At 47.8% G+C, this 17,650-nt stretch carries 16 protein-coding genes; 9 read left to right on the top strand and 7 right to left on the bottom strand.

Annotation, left to right across the window (positions count from 1 at the left end; genetic code table 11):
* Positions 1–12 precede the first annotated feature (12 nt).
* Complete coding sequence (locus ACE5KN_RS22630; RefSeq protein WP_375527932.1) at positions 13–876, top strand: helix-turn-helix domain-containing protein; 864 nt, start codon at positions 13–15, stop codon at positions 874–876.
* 84 nt (positions 877–960) lie between these two features.
* On the opposite strand, the gene ACE5KN_RS22625 is transcribed toward ACE5KN_RS22630, so the two are convergent.
* Both ACE5KN_RS22625 and ACE5KN_RS22620 read right to left on the bottom strand, forming a co-directional pair.
* Positions 961–2,139, bottom strand: coding sequence for an MFS transporter (locus ACE5KN_RS22625; RefSeq protein ID WP_375527946.1), 1,179 nt, complete (start codon positions 2,137–2,139; stop codon positions 961–963).
* A gap of 41 nt (positions 2,140–2,180) precedes the next feature.
* Positions 2,181–3,065: an MBL fold metallo-hydrolase gene (locus tag ACE5KN_RS22620; protein ID WP_375527931.1), complete on the bottom strand. Its 885-nt coding sequence runs from the start codon at positions 3,063–3,065 to the stop codon at positions 2,181–2,183.
* A gap of 151 nt (positions 3,066–3,216) precedes the next feature.
* Here ACE5KN_RS22620 and ACE5KN_RS22615 point away from each other — a divergent pair, with 151 nt between their 5' ends.
* On the top strand, positions 3,217–3,549 hold the full coding sequence (locus ACE5KN_RS22615) for a winged helix-turn-helix transcriptional regulator (protein ID WP_375527930.1): 333 nt from the start codon (positions 3,217–3,219) through the stop codon (positions 3,547–3,549).
* 59 nt (positions 3,550–3,608) lie between these two features.
* Here the strand turns inward: ACE5KN_RS22615 and ACE5KN_RS22610 are convergent, their stop codons facing one another.
* Entirely contained in the window at positions 3,609–4,589 is a 981-nt protein-coding gene (locus tag ACE5KN_RS22610; protein ID WP_375527929.1) for an aldo/keto reductase, read from the bottom strand.
* 229 nt (positions 4,590–4,818) lie between these two features.
* On the opposite strand from ACE5KN_RS22610, the gene ACE5KN_RS22605 reads away from it, so the two are divergent.
* The 5 genes from ACE5KN_RS22605 (at position 4,819) to ACE5KN_RS22585 (ending at position 10,405) form a co-directional block, all read left to right on the top strand.
* A complete protein-coding gene (locus ACE5KN_RS22605) occupies positions 4,819–5,436 on the top strand; it encodes a GntR family transcriptional regulator (protein ID WP_375533158.1) in 618 nt (205 codons plus the stop codon).
* Positions 5,437–5,643: 207 nt separating this feature from the next.
* Positions 5,644–6,777 (top strand): ABC transporter ATP-binding protein, encoded by a 1,134-nt coding sequence (locus tag ACE5KN_RS22600; RefSeq protein ID WP_375527927.1) that lies wholly within the window; start codon positions 5,644–5,646, stop codon positions 6,775–6,777.
* On the top strand, positions 6,774–7,430 hold the full coding sequence (locus ACE5KN_RS22595; protein ID WP_375527926.1) for an ABC transporter permease: 657 nt from the start codon (positions 6,774–6,776) through the stop codon (positions 7,428–7,430). The genes ACE5KN_RS22600 and ACE5KN_RS22595 overlap by 4 nt, the downstream gene beginning before the upstream one ends.
* A 32-nt stretch (positions 7,431–7,462) precedes the next feature.
* Complete coding sequence (locus ACE5KN_RS22590; protein WP_375527925.1) at positions 7,463–8,380, top strand: glycine betaine ABC transporter substrate-binding protein; 918 nt, start codon at positions 7,463–7,465, stop codon at positions 8,378–8,380.
* Between the two features lie 288 nt (positions 8,381–8,668).
* Positions 8,669–10,405, top strand: coding sequence for a methyl-accepting chemotaxis protein (locus ACE5KN_RS22585; protein WP_375533157.1), 1,737 nt, complete (start codon positions 8,669–8,671; stop codon positions 10,403–10,405).
* A gap of 321 nt (positions 10,406–10,726) precedes the next feature.
* On the opposite strand, the gene ACE5KN_RS22580 is transcribed toward ACE5KN_RS22585, so the two are convergent.
* Positions 10,727–12,340 (bottom strand): ABC transporter substrate-binding protein, encoded by a 1,614-nt coding sequence (locus tag ACE5KN_RS22580; RefSeq protein WP_375527923.1) that lies wholly within the window; start codon positions 12,338–12,340, stop codon positions 10,727–10,729.
* A 147-nt stretch (positions 12,341–12,487) separates the two neighbouring features.
* On the opposite strand from ACE5KN_RS22580, the gene ACE5KN_RS22575 reads away from it, so the two are divergent.
* Positions 12,488–12,685: a hypothetical protein gene (locus ACE5KN_RS22575; protein ID WP_375527922.1), complete on the top strand. Its 198-nt coding sequence runs from the start codon at positions 12,488–12,490 to the stop codon at positions 12,683–12,685.
* 33 nt (positions 12,686–12,718) lie between these two features.
* On the opposite strand, the gene ACE5KN_RS22570 is transcribed toward ACE5KN_RS22575, so the two are convergent.
* Positions 12,719–13,759 (bottom strand): NAD(P)-dependent alcohol dehydrogenase, encoded by a 1,041-nt coding sequence (locus tag ACE5KN_RS22570; RefSeq protein WP_375527921.1) that lies wholly within the window; start codon positions 13,757–13,759, stop codon positions 12,719–12,721.
* Between the two features lie 186 nt (positions 13,760–13,945).
* Between ACE5KN_RS22570 and ACE5KN_RS22565 the strand changes: the two genes are divergently transcribed.
* Entirely contained in the window at positions 13,946–14,491 is a 546-nt protein-coding gene (locus ACE5KN_RS22565) for a TetR/AcrR family transcriptional regulator C-terminal domain-containing protein (protein WP_375527920.1), read from the top strand.
* Positions 14,492–14,615: 124 nt separating this feature from the next.
* Here the strand turns inward: ACE5KN_RS22565 and ACE5KN_RS22560 are convergent, their stop codons facing one another.
* Entirely contained in the window at positions 14,616–15,758 is a 1,143-nt protein-coding gene (locus tag ACE5KN_RS22560; RefSeq protein WP_375527919.1) for a response regulator, read from the bottom strand.
* 241 nt (positions 15,759–15,999) lie between these two features.
* Positions 16,000–17,649, bottom strand: a complete 1,650-nt coding sequence (locus ACE5KN_RS22555; protein ID WP_375527918.1) for a PfaD family polyunsaturated fatty acid/polyketide biosynthesis protein — start codon at positions 17,647–17,649, stop codon at positions 16,000–16,002.
* Position 17,650: the final 1 nt, after the last annotated feature.

Genomic DNA, 17,650 nt, shown 5'->3' with positions numbered 1-17,650 from the left:
AGAGTGAGCTGCTTGAGCGGAGAGACGGTTATTGAGCTGAAAACCCCGCCGCTTCCCTATTATTTGGGATCAGGTCTGACCGAGTTCCGGACTGGTGATCATCACCCGAATCGAAGAAACCTGGGCATTTACGATTTACTGATCATGATCAAAGGGGAATTGCATATCGGAGAGAATGGCCAGCAGTGGACACTGGCGGCTGGAAATACATTGCTCCTGCTGCCGGATGGCGAACATTATTCGGTCAAGCCCTGCGAGCAGGATACGGTGTTTTACTGGGTTCATTTTGAGCATACAGGCAGAAATGAAAGTTCGTCGACGACAAATACCTATAACAAGGGGGTGTCCTATTCATCCCGGCCATTTGGCAACCCTTATACGCTGCGCCTCCCCAAGCATTCAAAGCTATCCAACCCGCAGGCGGCCTTCAGCCTTGCCCAACAGTTATTGGCGCTGTCGATGGATCACTCTTTCTGGGAAGAGCAGCGTTTACTGGCCGGGCTGCTTGCGATGCTGGAAGAAGAAGGGGGCCCGAACAACATAAGATCAGGGCCCGCCCGATTGGCAGAACGGGTCGCAGCTTATATTCAGCAAAACTACAGGGACAAAATCACCAACGACACTTTAGCCGATGTTTTTCACTTTCATCCCAATTACATTATTCGTTGTATGAAAATGAAGTATGGCCGCACCCCCACCGACTATTTGCACGAGTTCCGGCTTGAACGGGCAAAACGTCTGCTCATTACCACGGATTGGTCAGTGGAGCGCATATCGGAAGAGATCGGCTACCGCAATGCGCCTTACTTCTCATCCAGCTTCAAACATGGCGTTGGCTTGTCCCCCCTGCAATTTCGCAAGCAATATATGAATTGACGACTGTTTTTCATGTGAAAAAGAGCCTCCACACCACCTTTAAGGGGGATGGAGGCTTCTGTTTGCATGACCTAACCCGTCATTCTAGGAGCTGCTGCCCTGGGCGAGCTGCTCCCGGTTCTGTTCGGCTTTGTTTTTCAACAGACGTTTCACAAAGATCACAAACAGCAGCAAGCAAATACCTGATGACAAGGCGCAAGCGATAAACATGGCCTGGTAGCCCGCAAGCTCCGAGACCCAGCCCAGTATAATCGCCCCCAGCCCGATGCCGAGATCGGTAGCCGTCAGCAAAGAAGCGTTGGCAACCCCTTTGCGGTCCGGGCGGGCAAGGTTAATCGTCGCCGCTTGCAGGGCGGGTTGAGCCGAACCGAAGCCGATGCCGTAGAGCACCGCTGAAACCAGAACACCGGCCAATCCGGTTGCAACGCTCAAGACAAGCAACGCCGCAACCGCAATGACAAGGGACGGCACAATGACATAGCTCTCGCCGTGCCGGTCCGCCAGTTTTCCTGCCAGTGGGCGAATCAGGACAAGCGTGGCGGCATAAACCAGAAAGAATACGCCCGAATTCACCCCGATGGAGTTAGCGAACAGCGCGACAAAGGCGGTAATGCCTCCGTAAGCGATAGACAGAAAAAAGACCGCTATGGTGATCGATAAAACCGACCTTTCGAAAAGCTCGATTTTTCGTGTGCCCGTTTGAGGCTGAAAAGGCATTTTTGCTCCCAGTGTCAAAAGCAGCGATACAGCGGTGAGTCCGACGGCGAGGAGAAAAAGAGTGTGGTATGACAGATTCTCCGCAACCCAGAGTCCGTACATCGGTCCGATGGCCATCGCCAGGGTCATGGCCATGCCGAACCACCCCATCCCTTCTCCGCGGCGGGCGGCCGGGATCATGTCCGTAGCCGCTGTAATCATCGCGGTTGTAGAAAAGGCCCAGCTCATCCCATGCAAGATCCGGAGCCCCAACAGAACGATGATTCCGCCGACCCAGTCATACATATACATCGCCACAGCGAAAATAAGCAGTCCCCAAATCATAAACGGACGCCTGCCGACTCTATCCAGCAGCCCGCCAACGACCGGCCGAAAAATAACCGCGGACAGCATAAACACCCCCGTCGCCAGCCCAACCTGCGACTCTTTTCCGCCAATCTGTTTGATAAATTGGGGGAATGTCGGAAGCAGCGAGTAAAATGCGATGAACAAAAAAAGCATCCCGATGGTCATGAGCACAAACGACTTGGTCCATAGGCGTTCCAGCTTGCATACCTCCCTCCATAAAAGAAAACCGGGCTGAGACACTACAGATCAATTCGTTCCACTTTGTGTCCTAAAAATTCCTCCAGTCTCTTATCGGAGTATTGGATATTGACGGTTTTATAGATATGCTGGTACCCGCTGCCTAAATGTCCCCTGGAAAACGGTTTATCCTTTAAATAATTCTGCTGAAATTCTCCCGAAAAACATTCGATGTATGCGTCGACCCATTCCATTGTAATTGGGTTCTGTCCATGGCTGCTATAAATATCTTTGATGTCCTTTTCTAATCGTTTTATCTTTTTCCAGCTGTCCAGTGCCATGGAAAACGGTGCATTTCTATCTGATTCGAAAAAGTACATGATGACGTAATCACAAATCATATCTCCTGAAAAAAGTCTCTTTTTTGCCCTATCCAGCAGCATGATATGTCCATAAGAATGCCCTGGTGTAAATACTACCTCCAAAGTCTTTCCGCCCAAGTCAAACAATTCTCCATCCTTTACAAAATGCGGAGTCAGGACTCGGAGCAGGCTCTTTTCAGCAAATGCTTTGCTATCGAAACGTTCAATGGCTTCAGGGTTATTTTCTTTCAGAAATTGTACTCCCAACTCAGCCGCGAACTGCCTTTCTTGCTTTGTGTCAAAACCCATAATCTGACCGTAGTCCGGCTGGTACAGCCATACATCTCCAAAATATTCGCTTCCGTAGCTGTGGTCAGGATCGCCATGGGTCAATACCAGCATCACCGGCAGATCGGTTATACTTCTGATGATAGGCCTTATGTCCTCGAAGCCAAAGCCGGCGTCAATTAAGACCGCCTTCTTCTCCCCCAGGATAAGATAAAAATGCACCAGTCCAGCTTCAGTAATGATATATAAATCATCGTCCAGCTTTTGCACCTTACAGAAATCCGTTGATGTAATCATGATAATCACCTTTCTTCGAAAAATTACATTTCGTTTTTCTTATCCCATGGGACTCATTTACACGTACATACTATAATGTTACAATAAATATCTCAAGTAGGATTAAATTTAATAGGTACTATCTAAAATGATAGTATGGAGGTGGAGAAGTATGAATAAAATCGATCTTGATGACTGCCCAATTGCATTAGCGCAGAAAATACTCGGAGGGAAATGGGCTCTTCGGATACTATACAATTTAAGTACAGGAATACTTCGCTTTGGAGAATTGAATCGTCAAATGCCAGAATTAACACAAGCTACTTTAACAAAAGAACTCCGTAGATTAGAGAGCTTTCAGCTCATAAATAGAAAAGTGTACCCGGAAGTCCCGCCACGCGTAGAATATTCATTAGCCGAAATGGGATTGAAACTTTTACCTGTTCTAAGAGAACTTGAAATATGGGGAGATGAGTATAAAAAAAATACATTAAACAATAACTAAAGCCGCCGATCCCAAACTTAGGATTGGCGGCTTATATTTTACCAGCTCAACGTTCCAGCTTACAGAGCGCCAACTACGGGGTGAGGAATATATGGCTCCTCCAGCGAAGCGATTTCTTCCGCAGTTAACTTCACCGACAGGGCAGCTGCCGCGTCTTCGAGATGGGATATTTTCGTGGCACCGATAATAGGAGCCGTCACCGGCTCTTTCTGCAGCAGCCAGGCAATGGCAATGTGGGCACGCGGAACGCCGCGTTTGTCTGCGATTTCCGCGAGCTTCTCCACAATCGATCGGTCAGCATCTGCTGTAGCATCGTATTTCGATTTCTGAACCTGGTCGGTTTCGGAACGATGCGTTTTTTCCGACCAATCCCGTGTCAATCTTCCGGATGCGAGCGGGCTGTACGGAATCACGCCGATTTTTTCGGCCTTACACAGCGGCAGCATCTCGCGCTCTTCTTCACGGTAGATGAGGTTGTAATGATTCTGCATCGATACGAACCGGGTCCATCCATTTTTCTCCGCGACATGAAGCGCCTTCAGGAACTGCCATGCATACATGGCGGATGCCCCGATATATCTCGCTTTGCCTGCCTTCACCACATCATGCAAGGCTTCGATCGTCTCTTCGATGGGCGTGTTATAGTCCCAGCGGTGAATCTGATACAGATCCACATAATCGGTCCCCAGTCTCTTCAAGCTCTTGTCGATTTCACTCATGATGGCCTTGCGGGAAAGCCCTGCTCCATTTGGACCTTCATGCATGCGAAAATGAACCTTTGTCGCGAGCACAATTTCATCCCGATTGGCAAAATCCTTTAACGCCCGTCCCACGATCTCCTCGCTCGTTCCGTCGGAATATACATTCGCCGTATCAAAAAAGTTGATGCCAAGCTCCAGCGCTTTTTTGATGATCGGCCGGCTGTTCTCTTCATTCAGCACCCACGGATGCACCCACCGCTCTGCTACACCGAAGCCCATACAGCCAAGACAAAGCCGTGATACGTCCAAACCTGTATTGCCGAGCTTTACATATTCCATTCTCCGATCCGCTCCTTTGCTTTAATGGGGAAATATTGAACTAACGCCTACTATTATAAAAAAGCATATGTAACATGCAATTGTTAGATTAGCCTGATTTGTTAATTAGTGAACAAAGCAGCAATATTCGTTCATTATCTTACTTCGTTTATTTGTATAATGAAAAGAGGTATACTGTGTGTGAGTTTTTATTTTCATGAGCAAGGGGTAGACGTCGGCAATGCAGGAAATGGCAGGTTATAAATCGATCGCACTGGATATTGCACAAAGAATCGTTAGCGGAGAATTTCCCGTTCGATCCAAAATCTCAGGGAGATCTTTACTCGCAGGTCAATACCATGTATCTCCGGAAACCATCCGCAAGTCCATAGGATTGCTGAAGGAGGAAGGAATCGTATCGGTTTCACAAGGCAAGGAAATCATTGTGATTTCGGACGAAAAAGCAAATGAATATATAACAAGGAACCATTATCTAAAATCCGCCTACTCTTTGAAGCAGGACCTGCAGTTGCTTTTATCCGAGAAGAAAAAGTTGGATCGCCACTTTGACATCCTGCTTACTGAAATTATAGAGACTTCGGACAGACTTCAGAATCTCAAACCGTATAACCCGGTAGAGATCAGGATTTCCGACAAGTCACATGTTATAGGGAAAACGATCGGCATGCTGCAGTTCTGGCAGCATACAGGCGCCACCATCATCGCATTGCGCAGAGGGACGGAAGTGTCGATCTCTCCGGGTCCACATGTTATTTTGCGGGAAAATGATACATTGGTCGTCGTAGGGGACGAGAAGATGTATGAGCGAACAGCACAATTTATTAATCAGACTGAATTCTATATTTAACAAAGTCTTACATTCATAATCTTTGAAAAAAGCGAAATGACGACCCTTGAAGTGATTGAACAGGGCCGTCTTTTTTTGCGTTCACTTGAATTTACAATAATATACAAACAACTTATATTATTAATTTGGGTTGTCAGTATGGATGCTGCTTGTTATAATTACAAAAAATCAATTTTACACAAAGATTATTTAATGAAAGGGGTATTCATGCTTAAATTCGAACAAGTCAGCAAGCAGTATTCCAACGGGTATCAGGCTGTCAAGAACATGAATTTTGAAATCTCTGCTGGTGAAATTCTGGTGCTCATCGGACCAAGCGGCTGCGGTAAAACGACTACAATGAAAATGATCAATCGTCTCGTGCCGCATACGTCAGGAACAATTTTTTTGAAGGGCAAGGACATTACGAAAGAGAACCCCGATCTACTCCGCAGAAATATTGGTTATGTCATTCAGCAAATCGGTTTATTCCCCCATTACACGATTGAAGACAATGTGGGACTGATTCCACAGCTCAAAGGCTGGGACGCGGCCAGAAAAAAGGAACGAGTCAATGAAATGCTTCGTCTGGTCGGGCTTGATCCCGCCGTGTTCGCCAAGCGTTATCCCAAGCAGCTGTCCGGGGGCCAGCAGCAGCGCGTCGGCGTTGCCAGGGCACTGGCGGCCGATCCCGAAATCGTTCTGATGGATGAACCTTTCGGAGCACTTGATCCGATCACGCGCGAGCAGCTGCAGGATGAGCTGCTGAGACTGCAGCAGGAGCTCCATAAAACGATTGTTTTTGTCACCCATGATATGGAGGAAGCTCTAAAGCTCGGTGACAAGATTGCCATTCTGAAAGATGGTGAACTGGTCCAATTGGATACACCAGATCAAATCCTGAGCCAGCCTGCCAACGATTTCGTAGAAAGTTTCATCGGTAAAAACCGCCTTTTTCAAAACCCCGAATTTATTCCGGTCACGGACGTCATGCGTACCAATCCATCCATAACCTATCCGGGACGTGCGCCAGGCAAGGCACTTACCTTTATGCGCCAGCGCAGAACCGATACTCTGCTGGTTGTCAATGATGCGGGCAATCTGCTCGGTATTGTTTCGGCTTATGATATTTCCTCCAAAATAGAAGAAATCCGTACCATTGATGAGATCATGACACCGCTGCAGGCGGTGCTGAAGGATACGGCAACGGCAAGAGACGCTCTGGCACTCATTACCGATGCGCCATTTGGAATTATTCCGGTTGTCACCGATGAGGACAAAATTGCAGGCATTGTGACCAGAAGCAGTCTTCTTACCGCTTTTGCCTCCAAATGGGTCGGCGAGGGGGAGATGGAAAAATGAGAGATTTGACGTTATGGGAACAGATGCTGAAACAATTCGACAGTCGTAAGGAAGACCTGCTTCAGTCGCTTGGCGTACACATCCAGCTGGTGCTGTTGTCCATGCTGCTGGCGGTCGTCATCGGTATTGCGCTAGGTATCCTGATCACACGTATGAAACCGTTGAAAGGCACTGTACTCGGGGTGGCCGGCATCCTGCAGACCATTCCCAGCCTGGCCATGCTCGGCTTCATGATCCCTTTATTCGGAATCGGCATGAAGACGGCCATTGCCGCCCTCTTCCTCTATTCGCTGCTTCCCATCATCCGCAACACATATGCGGGCATCACCGATGTCGATAAGTCGATTGTGGAAGCCGCACGGGGGATGGGCATGAAAAGCTGGCAAATCTTATTCAAGGTGCAGCTGCCCCTGTCTTTTAGCGTGATTATGGCGGGAATTCGAACGGCGGCCGTGATCAATGTGGGGACGGCAACGCTGGCTGCCTTTATCGGGGCAGGAGGACTGGGTGAATTTATATTCCTCGGTATCCAGAGAAATATCGAGGCACTCACACTGCTCGGTGCCATACCTGCGGCGCTGCTTGCGCTGCTCATGGATTATTTGCTCGGACTGCTGGAAAAAGCAACAACACCGAAAGGCCTTAAGGTCTGATTTCATAAGCTCTTACAAAAGGGAGGACAACGATGAATACGAAAATAAGAACGCTGTTGACCATGATTTTGGCATCTCTCCTGCTTCTGCTCGCGGCCTGTGGTGGTTCAAGCGCCGCCGGCGACAATACCGCAAGCGGCGGCACCATCACCATCGGCTCCAAAAACTTTACGGAAAACATACTGCTTGCGCATATGATAGCCGACTTAATTGAAGATAAAACAGATCTGTCGGTAGTACGCAAAGTCAACCTGGGCGGTTCGAACGTTGCCTGGGGCGCGCTTAAAAACAATGAAATCCAGCTGTATCCGGACTATACCGGCACAATTGTCGCCAACTACTATCAACAGGAGACGGGAACTTCCGAAGAGACACTTACGAAGACGAAAGAGCTTGTGGAGAAGGACGGACTGGAATTTTTGGCACCGTTCGGGTTCAACAACACGTATACACTGGCTGTAACGAAGGAAACGGCCGAGAAATATCATCTCAAAACCTTCAGTGATCTGGCAAAGGTGTCGCAGGGCCTCGTGCTGGGGGTTGAATTTGAATTTTTGGATCGTGAAGACGGGTATCCCGGCATTAAGAAGCTGTATGGCATGAACTTTAAAGATGCCAAAGGTATGGACCACGGCATCATGTATCGGTCGATCAGCGAAGGGGAAACGGACGTAACCAACGCCTATTCCACAGATGCCCAAATCGAAGCCCACAACCTGGCCATTTTGGATGATGACAAGCAGTTCTTCCCCCCTTATGATGCGGGAACGGTCATTCGCAAGGATACGCTGGACCAATATCCGGAGCTGAAAGAAGTTATTAACCAGCTCGGCGGCACGATTTCAGAAGAAGATATGCAGAAGCTGAATGGGCAGGTTGATATTGAGGGGCTGAAGGAAGAAGATGTAGCACGTGACTTCCTGATTGAAAAAGGGTTGATCAGCGGGTAAAAAAATAGTAAAACAATGAATAACGGGCGCCTCTCACGAGGGACGCCCGTTTTTATATTCGGCTTGCAATGTTACGATACTGTCGCATTTTCATCTCCCCCGCCTCAAGCATACGGGCGAATCCGGCGGATAACATGAAAGTGCCGCTGATGGGGACTTCATTTCCCGCCACGTTATTACGATATATGATATACAGCCTTTTTATTTGATTAACTACGATAGCCGTGGTTGAGTCTGTAAGTCAATATCTGAGGGGGAAATACAGTGAAAACAAAGATAGGATCCATCATGAAGTTGAGATCATTAAGAACGAAGCTAATCATATTGTGCTTGATTATTTTAATTGTACCTACTTTCGTGATTGGGGCCAGCTCTTATTTAGGCTCCAAAAAAGAATTGAATGAATCAGGCAAGGCCGCGCTTGAACATAGCGTGCATATGGTCATTGGCATGATTAATCTGCTCAATGAGCAAGTCGAGAACGGGGATTTAACACTGGAGCAGGCACAGGAAAAGCTGCGCGGCGAGCTGCTCGGTGCCCAAAATGCTGATAACAAACGACCGATCAAGAGCGAATATACGGTAGGAGAAACGGGTTATCCATGGGCAGTCAGCAAGGATGCCGTTTCGGTGATGAACCCTTCAAATGAAGGCCAGAATTTAACGGATGTTGTAACGGAGGATGGTGTGCATCTGGGAAAAAAACTCGTTGAAGTCGGTACAAGCGGCGGCGGGTTTGTCACTTATAAGTGGGCTTTGCCTGGTACAAATCAAGTGGAAACGAAAGTATCGTATGTTGAAATGGATCCTCATTGGGGATGGATTATCGGTTCCGGCGCATATCTAAGCGAGTTTAACAGTGGCGCCACCCAAGTCCTCTATCTTGTTCTGGTTATTGCGGCTGTGGCGGTTGTTCTGGGAGCAATTATCGTAAGCTTGATATCCGGGCGTTTTACGAAACCTATTCTCCTGATCGCAAAGCGGCTTAACGCCGTTGCAGACGGTGATTTAACGGTCGAAGAAGTCAAACTGAAGTCAAAGGATGAGATTGGCGAGCTTGCGCAGGACTTCAATCATATGATTAAAAATATGCGACATCTGATCCGTGAAGTAAATCTGTCCACAAAACAGGTAGCCTCATCCTCAAAAGAATTGACCCTTGGGGCAGAGCACACCGGACAGGCAACGGAACATATCACCGTCGCGATCCAGGAATCAGCGGCCGGGGCAAAGGAACAGCAAGCGATGCTTCAGAGAACAACCAGCTCGCTGGAGGAAATTTCAATTGGAATGCAGCGAATCACGGAGAGCTCCATGACCATTGCTGAATCTTCTGCAGAGGCGATGGAAATGGCAAGCATTGGCGGAACTGCCGTGCAGCATACTGTAAAGCAAATGGGCTTGATCAACCATTCCGTAAATGAAACCGATGCGGTGATGAGGCAGCTGGACGATCGTACCCAACAGATCGATACGATGCTGCATGCCATTACGGATATTGCAAAGCAGACCAACCTCCTTGCACTCAACGCTTCGATTGAGGCTGCCCGTGCAGGCGAAGAGGGCCGCGGTTTCTCCGTAGTTGCTGAAGAAGTGCGCAAGCTTGCGGAACAATCGAACCAGTCTTCCGAGCAGATTGCCCGGTTGATTCAGGACATGCGCATAGATATGGAACATTCGCTTAAGACCATGGAACGCGTAAAGCTGGATGTCGACTCCGGTATTCAAATCGCCAATGAGACAGAGCAGCAGTTCAACAAAATTGTGACTTCTACAAGTCACATTGCTCAGCAAACGGAGGAGCTGGCAAGCATCGCGCAGCAAATCACCGCAAGTGCCCAGGAAATATCGGCGAGCGGAGAAAACGTCTCAAGCCTGGCCGTTCAAGCGGCGGACAACTCGCAGAATATTGCGGCATCCGCGGAAGAGCAGCTGGCTTCCATGCAGCAGATCACCAGCCTGGCTTCAACCTTGTCGGATATGTCACAGAAGCTGCAGGATCTGACGGTCAAATTTAAATACTAACGGTAGAACAGCTCATTATTCTAAGAAATAAACGAAAAGAGACCCTTAATTTGGCGGTTAGGGTCCCTTTTCTTCCGAAAAAATCATTTGAACACTCGTTACGGAAATTGGTAAGGAGTCTTTCAAATTTATACATCACTATTGTACCTCGTAGAACAATATAGGTCAATGTGGAACATTGCGACTTACTCCAACCAAACATTCTGAAAGTCAACCCAGCCGAGCGAGTTCAGGCTAACGCCGCGGACGGAAGGATGCATAAAGGTACTTATCCGACGATGGTGCAGGAAAATCACGGTTGCCTCATCCCGAACGAGGTCTTCAATTTCCTTCAAATACATGCGTCTTTGATCCGTTGATTCGGCCGGTGATCCATTTCTTTCGTTCTTCGTCGAAATAAGAGTGCATAATGTAATCCCTGTGCTCGTAAGCCTCGATTTCGCATACTTCGTCTTCCGGGAACACGAGTCCGGAAATACAGAGGTCTGCATCGGACCACGATTCATAATCCACCATTTCGGCAGAAATCCCCCATCCGGAGAGCCGGTTCATGATCCATAAGCCGTCTTCGCCATATTTGGGGTGGCAGGCAAAACGAAGAACCTCTCCGGCGTAGCCCGACTCTTCCAATGCCCTGCGAATACGTTCGGGCCTCATGGGTTCAACTGTATGGGAACTGCTGGTTTCGGGACGGAACCCGAAAGCGGGAAGCGCCCGTTCGCCGCCGAGCTCCGCGACCATTTCGCCGGGATGAAGTATCATTTTCACCACTCTTCGCAAGGCTTCAGACTGCTGAGGACCCTCGCGGGAAACGTTCCAGATCAACATGGTGCAGCCCTGACACAGCTTCTCGATTTCCTGCCAGGCCTCCCCCTTAGCATAGGAGTACATCCGCATCGTATCCATACTGTGATGAACCTTTGCATTTTCCTCCATTTCCAGAGCGCAGTCACTCGGTAAAATCACGATATCTACACTATCCAGATAAGGCCGGCCCTGAAAATAAGCATCAAAAGCGGCAAGCTCAATTCGCCCTGTTGTCCAGGAGATCAGCCTGAAGGCTCCCGTTCCCAGCGGGAGGCTCCAGTAACCCTCCTCCATACCGGCAAATCCATAGGGCAGTATGGAAGCTGCCGCAGAACACATGAAGCGGTCAAAGATCCGGTTAGGCCGGCTAAGCTTCACACAGACCGTCCGGGGACCCATCGTCTCAATACTTTCGACTCCCCGCATCAGCCAGCTGTTCGCCGGTCCTTCCTGGAGCCGTTCAAGCGTAAACTTTACATCTCGGGAAGTCATTTCCTGGCCATTATGGAAACGCACACCTTTGCGCAAATGAAACGTCCATTCCGTCGCACTGCTATTGGAACTCCATGCATGGGCTAACATGGGCACAATCGAGCCCTGCTGCATATCAAACCTGAGTAACCGGTCAAAAATCTGGCGGATCAAATGCGAATCAAACGAATATAAAAGCTCGGCAGGATCAAGCGTCAGCGGCGGCTTCAATACCGGGAATACGAGTGCATCCCGGGGATGCTGCCCTTCTCCCGCTTCCCCTTTTTTATAACCGAATTGCTTATCCAGCCATTCCAGAAACTTTGGCTTGGCAAACGTTCCGGTGGCATGTATTCCAATCAGATCAAATGCCCGCTTATAATTCCCCTCTTCAACCAGACTTTGTGAGAGCTGCATTAAGTAGGCCTCTTTATCCATATTAAAGGCAATTCTGGACCGGTTCCCCCTCCCCCGACCAGGAAACCAATCAATAAGCTGCTCACTCCGGAGTTTTGCAAGAATAAGTTTGGCATTACGCGGGGTGCAATAAAGCGCTTCGGCCAGCTGCTCCAGCTTCACTTCTACGGGCTCCCCCAGTTCCGTATCACTTCCAAAACGCTCAAACAGCAGCAGGTATCTCTCATCCAGCAGCATCATTTCCTCCCCTCCCGATCCCATGACAATAAAAGAGGAAATACCTTGGCGCAAGTATACGCTTTTTATCCCCTTTTGAATAGAGCATAATGGGGTTAGATAAAAAACAAAAAAAACCATCATGAGAACTGGTGTTTGAGGAGGATCAGCATGCTGGAACAAGATTATATAAACGAAAAGTTGATGGAATACAGGCAAGCCCGGCAGGCGCGGAAATACGGTTTAACCGGGGAAGCGGCGCCGGGCATAGCTGAGACAAATAAGTTTCTCCCCCCCAAACGAACTTTATGGTTTCTATCAGTATGGGCAAGCCTGGGGAAACGGAAAAGCGGAAAACCGTCCCTCTGAGGAGACGGTTTTCTCTCACATCGTGCTAATATCTCAGATTGTGCTAGTGTCAATTACGAATCGATATTTCACATCTGAAGCTAATACGCGTTCGTAGGCTTCGTCAATTTGGTCGGCTGAAATCACTTCGATTTTAGGGGAAATGTTATGTTTTGCACAGAACTCCAACATCTCCTGAGTCTCACGAATCCCCCCGATCATTGAACCCGCGAACGAACGGCGATGCCCAATGAGAGACATTACGTTTAGTGACAGCGGCTCCCCTGGTGCACCAACATTAACCAAAGTGCCGTCAAGAGTGAGCAGTGAGAAATACGCATCCATGTCAATTTTTGCACTTACCGTGTTAATAATTAAGTCAAAGTTTCCGGCAAGTTTCTCAAATGTTTCCGGATCGCTTGTAGCATAGTAGCTGTCTGCTCCCAATTGCAAGCCATCGTCTTTTTTCGATAATGATTGTGACAGAACAGTGACCTCCGCACCCATGGCATGTGCAATTTGGACAGCCATATGGCCAAGACCGCCCATACCAACAACCGCCACTTTCTTGCCTGGACCGGCTCCCCAATGGTTTAGTGGCGAATAAGTCGTAATACCTGCGCAAAGTAATGGAGCAGCCACATCAAGTTCAATGCTGTCAGGAATTCTGACTACAAAGTCCTCGGTTACGACAATGTGAGTGGAATAGCCACCTTGAGTAGGCTCTCCGTATTTATCAACGCCAGCGTAAGTTGGGATCATTCCGTTAAGACAGTATTGTTCTTCTCCTTTACGGCAGTTCTCACATTCGCCACAGGAATCAACCATACATCCGACCCCTACCCGGTCACCCACCTTGTACTTTGTGACTTCTGCTCCTACATCCGTTACAATTCCCGCAATCTCATGTCCAGGTACGAGCGGATAGTTCACAGGTCCCCATTCGCCGTGCGCAGTATGGATGTCAGAATGGCATATGCCGGCATATTTAATTTCAATCAGAACATCATGGGTATCAAGATCACGTCTATTAATTTCTGCAGCTCGAAACGGTTTGTCTGGACCATCAACAGCTCTTGCTTTGGCAGTTATCATTTATAAATCCTCCTACATGTTAGAATAAAAGCTACGATTGATGTATTCTCGACATCTGTCTATAATTTATAATATAAAGATGAGCAAAACAAGGCATACAAATCGTTAATTTAATCAATTTTATTGATTAAACAACAAATCAAGAAAAATTGTCGACTATCTCAGGAAAGGTATGGTGCTAACAACATGGCTAAAGTGGATCGAAGAATAGTTAGAACTCAGGAAGCCATTAAAAAAGCATTTCTTGAATTGATGTCAGAAAAAAGCTTTGACAGCATTACTATTCAGGAAATTTCCGATAGAGCCAATATTAACCGTGCAACGGTTTATCTTCATTACTTAGACAAATTTGATCTGTTGGATAAGATCATGGAAGAACATATCAAGAATATGAGTGATTTTTGCGAGGCAGAAGCCGATATGGATTGGATCGAATCGACTGTGCACTGTATGGAATATTTGGCAAATAACTATTTGTTTTTTTCTACGATGCTGGCGAGTGGAGGAGCTCCATATTTTCGCAGCCGGTTTGTTCAGCATAATATCGAAGAGTTCAAAAAAGAAGTGGATGTAACCCAAGGCAAAAACTCAGGTCAAAACGAAGATATCGTTGTTGAATTTGTAGCAAATGCTTATGTTGGTGTAGTAGAATGGTGGCTAAAAAATGGGATGCCTTATCCACCGCAGGAAATAGCACAAAAAGTAGGGGAACTTTTAGAAAGAAACTTATAATATAGGGGTTTTCCATTTTAACGCAAATGGTAAAGGAACGAGCCGGCGTTTTCCAAAACAAATTGGGCGATCTATCCTCAGTAGATTACCGGGAACAAATCGCCGCTTTCAATCCAAGTCTCACTTAACCCTGTATAGAAAATTTCACTCTTTGCTGCTTCCAGCTGCGATACCAATCATCAATATACGGACTGGGGAGCTCGCTTAATTCTTCCTGCAGCACCTTGACCAGAAGCCGGTATTGCCGATCTACCGCGATATGATTGCCAATAGATGCATAAATGCTTATTAAAGCAAAGTGTGCTTCTTCCGCCTGTGGTTCCCGACTGCATATCTCATGGTACCATCCGATCGCCTTCTCTAAATAATGGGCATCCTGATACCATTTTGCCATTAATAACGCCGTGTTCATCCATAACATCTTAAGCCGGTGACGCTCACCTTCCGCCCACCAAAAATCATACTCCTGAAGGTAATCCCCTGTGTACAGCCTCATGGTCTGTTCATAGTATTCAATGGTTTCGCCGCTGATCGGGGGGGCTGCGTTTATCTTACGCTCCCAATCCTTTGCGTCCACGATAACGTTATGCAGTCTCAGGATATAGCCATCTGTATGTCTCTCAATTTGCAATCGTTCCCTGTAAGGCTCTAACGTTCTCCTCACCTGATACACGGTGGAGTATAACTGTGAAGAAACCTTGTACGAGTCATATTCCGGCCACAGCAAATCAAGCAGGACGGATTTGCGCACCAATTGTCCCCGGTGCTGCAGCAAGTATAAAAACATTTCCTGTGCTTTCGTTGTCCGCCAATGCAACATGGTGCCTTCGTTTTTGGATGCAATGGTGACCTGTTGAAATACATGGAGCGTCATGGGCTCGTCTATACGACGGACATGAACACCCGAACGCTCCTTCCCTTCGATCCGTTGTAATGTTTTCGCCAAACGTATCGAACAAGCCGGTTTAAGGATGTAATCGACTGCGTTAAGTTCAAATGCTTTTATTGCATATTCATAATAAGTGGTGACAAAAACAAATTTCAGACCAGGCTTAACCTCTAAAATTTGCTCCGCTAGCTGCACTCCATTGACTGTTCCCAAATTTACATCCAGAAAAACAACATCTACCTCATCGCTTAGAGTTCTGGCCTTTCCCAGCAGAGGGTTCAGGTACTTACCAACAATTGTAACATTTGCTGTTCTCAACAGTTGCTCCTCAAGGTAATCCAACGCGAAGCGATCATTATCCAGAAGTATTACGTTCATCAGCAGTTCTCCCCTGTAAGCTTTTGTAATACGACAGAAACATAGTTGCCAACCTCTGCTGCTCACCCATTCAATGCACTGCAAATGTCGCCAGGATTTTTCAAGATGCGAAGGCGTACCCAAAATCTTCCTCCGTTATTGTAATAATATAGAATATATTTAAAAATCACAATAAATTTGTCTAAGATTAGATATCGGTTCCGTTCAACATAACCAATAAAATGAACTAGCGGGAACAAGGTCATACTGACATTGGCCTTGGATAAAATGCAAATGCTCCCGGAACTACGGTAACGCCATATGTACGCAATTGATGGGCTCGGGTGATGACAGCAGCTCCCTCCATCATATTTAATGCGATTTGCACGACACCGCGGTTCGCTGGATCTTCCAAAAACGAGCCTGCTGTCCAGGCATTAAAGGCCCCGATCGCCGGACCGCACCAGATTTGATAGTCCAGTCTGCGCTCTGCTGTTCCCTGAATGGCCCACCGGCTCGCATTGCCCAAATACCAACGAAAAACAAGCGCCATCCGATGCTTGGCATCTTTTTGGGCTCTTATTAACTGTTGGGGGTCCCTATTCTGAAAAAAGCGTTCCGTTTCCTCCCAGATCTGTTCCAGAGAGTTTTGAAAAATTTCCTTCTCCAGCTTCGCCCGTTGGTCCATGGGTATGGATTCAAGGGAATCACATTGCCGGTACACTTCGTATAAACGATGCGCCCGCATACTGAACATGCTCCCTCGCTTAAGCACCTGCACCTTGACTCCCATTTCAAACATATCCGCCGACGGAGCCATAGTCACATCGGCCAAATCCGCCTTGGCCAGCATTTGCTTGCCCGCATCGGACAAACCCGATTCCAGCGCCGCCTGATTAATCGAGCCTGTTACTATATACGCTGCACCTAAAGCAAAAGCGGCCGCAGCGGCCACAGGTGTGCCGATCCCTCCTGCCGCTCCCACCCGAATGGGCTGATCATATCCATAAAGAGCCGTTAATTCATCGCGTAAAGCGGCAATGGCCGAAAATAATGAGCCCAGGGGTCTGTTATCGGTATGTCCGCCTGAATCTGCTTCGACCGTTATATCTTCTGATACCGGGATACGGCTTGCCAGCCGGGCTTCCTCAGCTGTGAGTTTTCCACTCCCAACAAGATTCTGCAGAATATGCTCAGGTGCCGGTGACATGAACAGCCTTGCAATTTCGGGACGGGAAATTTTCGCAAACACATGATTCAGACGCACAATATGTCCGTTTTCATTCAATCGCAATCCGCTGCACGCATATCGAACGATACTCGGTGTCAGACTCATAAATGCCGATGCCGACATACGGGTAACACCACGCTTAAGATATAAGTCAACATTCGTTTCTTCCGTATCTGTCTCGCTTGGGCTGTGAATCAAATTCACACCCCAGGGCAGTCCAAGCGGCTCAAGCCCGGCTTTCAATTCGTCAACGGCTTGTCCGACACGCTGTGCAGATAACCCGGCAGATCCGAAAAATCCGAGCATCCCTGCTTTGGCAGCGGCTATAACCATGGCAGTGGTTGCAAGCCCGTTAGCCATTTCACCGATTATATATGGAAAGCGCAAACCATGGATCTGCAGGAAAGAACGATCCCCCAGCCATTCCGGATAAATGGCCGGCAGGGAGGCAATCAGCGGATAGATTCCCTCCTGCCCAACATGTGAACTATGGTGTATACTTCCTCCGAAGGCTACCCCACGTAATCCGTTTGGGCCGCCAACCACGATATGGATCGGTTCGCGAATTCTGGAGATTGAGGTTTTTATGCCTTCCGTATCAAAGTATGGAGATTCACCATGGCTTTGCCAGCCTCCAATTACACTGTCTGCATCCCAGACTCCTTCAGATTGCTGCTTCATA

Source organism: Paenibacillus terreus, from assembly GCF_042138595.1.
Lineage (GTDB): Bacteria > Bacillota > Bacilli > Paenibacillales > Paenibacillaceae > Paenibacillus > Paenibacillus terreus.
Note: the sequence above shows the minus strand (reverse complement) of the source record. Positions and strands in the feature narration are given on the sequence as shown.

Bases quoted from the DNA above. Each gene is read 5' to 3' on its own strand.
- ACE5KN_RS22610 (WP_375527929.1), bottom strand. From the start codon at position 4,589: ATGGAATATGTAAAGCTCGGCAATACAGGTTTGGACGTATCACGGCTT.
- ACE5KN_RS22570 (WP_375527921.1), bottom strand. From the start codon at position 13,759: ATGATAACTGCCAAAGCAAGAGCTGTTGATGGTCCAGACAAACCGTTT.
- ACE5KN_RS22575 (WP_375527922.1), top strand. From the start codon at position 12,488: ATGCTGGAACAAGATTATATAAACGAAAAGTTGATGGAATACAGGCAA.
- ACE5KN_RS22555 (WP_375527918.1), bottom strand. From the start codon at position 17,649: ATGAAGCAGCAATCTGAAGGAGTCTGGGATGCAGACAGTGTAATTGGA.
- ACE5KN_RS22600 (WP_375527927.1), top strand. From the start codon at position 5,644: ATGCTTAAATTCGAACAAGTCAGCAAGCAGTATTCCAACGGGTATCAG.
- ACE5KN_RS22560 (WP_375527919.1), bottom strand. From the start codon at position 15,758: ATGAACGTAATACTTCTGGATAATGATCGCTTCGCGTTGGATTACCTT.
- ACE5KN_RS22620 (WP_375527931.1), bottom strand. From the start codon at position 3,065: ATGATTACATCAACGGATTTCTGTAAGGTGCAAAAGCTGGACGATGAT.
- ACE5KN_RS22615 (WP_375527930.1), top strand. From the start codon at position 3,217: ATGAATAAAATCGATCTTGATGACTGCCCAATTGCATTAGCGCAGAAA.
- ACE5KN_RS22595 (WP_375527926.1), top strand. From the start codon at position 6,774: ATGAGAGATTTGACGTTATGGGAACAGATGCTGAAACAATTCGACAGT.
- ACE5KN_RS22590 (WP_375527925.1), top strand. From the start codon at position 7,463: ATGAATACGAAAATAAGAACGCTGTTGACCATGATTTTGGCATCTCTC.
- ACE5KN_RS22605 (WP_375533158.1), top strand. From the start codon at position 4,819: ATGGCAGGTTATAAATCGATCGCACTGGATATTGCACAAAGAATCGTT.
- ACE5KN_RS22580 (WP_375527923.1), bottom strand. From the start codon at position 12,340: ATGATGCTGCTGGATGAGAGATACCTGCTGCTGTTTGAGCGTTTTGGA.
- ACE5KN_RS22585 (WP_375533157.1), top strand. From the start codon at position 8,669: ATGAAGTTGAGATCATTAAGAACGAAGCTAATCATATTGTGCTTGATT.
- ACE5KN_RS22565 (WP_375527920.1), top strand. From the start codon at position 13,946: ATGGCTAAAGTGGATCGAAGAATAGTTAGAACTCAGGAAGCCATTAAA.